The sequence below is a fragment of the Pseudomonas sp. Pseusp97 genome (assembly GCF_047304025.1).
In the GTDB taxonomy this organism is placed as follows: domain Bacteria; phylum Pseudomonadota; class Gammaproteobacteria; order Pseudomonadales; family Pseudomonadaceae; genus Pseudomonas.
In genome coordinates, this window is sequence record NZ_JBGLYK010000463.1 from 1 (window position 1) to 765 (window position 765).

A 765-nucleotide genomic window follows, 5' to 3' on the forward strand; every position below is an offset into this window, starting at 1 on the left:
CCGCAGCGCCGCGCCCGGCTGCCGCGCCGGCGCGTAGCACCGCACCAGCTGCTGCTCCGCGTCGGCTGGAAGGCAACGAGTACCGCACCGGCAAGAACGACACCCTCTGGGAAATCGCCGCCCGTGCGCGCCCGGATGGCAGCGTTTCCGTGCAGCAGACCATGCTGGCGATCCAGGACCTCAACCCCGACGCCTTCCTCGGCGGCAACATCAATCGCCTGAAGAGCGGCCAGGTGCTCCGACTGCCCGATGCCGGGCAGATCAAGGCGCGCACCCAGCCAGAGGCCGCGACCGAGGTCAACCAGCAATATACCGCCTGGCGCGAAGGTCGCAGCCTGCCCACTGGCGGCGCTCGTCAGCTGGACGCCACTCCGCGCGCCAACGCCGGTAATGCTCCTGCCCAGGCGGAAACCAAGGACAGCCTGCGCCTGCTCTCCGGCGAGAATGGCAAGGCCAAGGGTGGCGACAAGGGCAGCAAGGACGGCCAGGCCGTCGCTGACAAGCTGGCCGTCACCAAGGAAAGCCTCGACAGCACCCGTCGCGAAAACGACGAACTGCAGAGCCGCATGACCGACCTGCAGAGCCAGATGGACAAGCTGCAGAAGCTGATTGCGCTCAAGGATGCGCAACTGGCCAAGCTGCAGAGCGAGCTGGGCAGCGACAAGGCTGCCGCGGCCAATGGCGCTGCTCCCGCGCCGGTTCCGGCACCGGGTGCCGACTCGGCTGCGCAGCCGGGTACTCCGCCGGCTCCGGCCGTCGCCGAAC

At 69.0% G+C, this 765-nt stretch carries 1 protein-coding gene; it reads left to right on the top strand.

The genetic code is table 11. From position 1 onward, the window contains the following. Positions 1 to 765, top strand: a 765-nt coding sequence (locus tag ACCC94_RS29895; RefSeq protein WP_413353197.1) for a FimV/HubP family polar landmark protein, incomplete at both ends; no start/stop codon positions are given.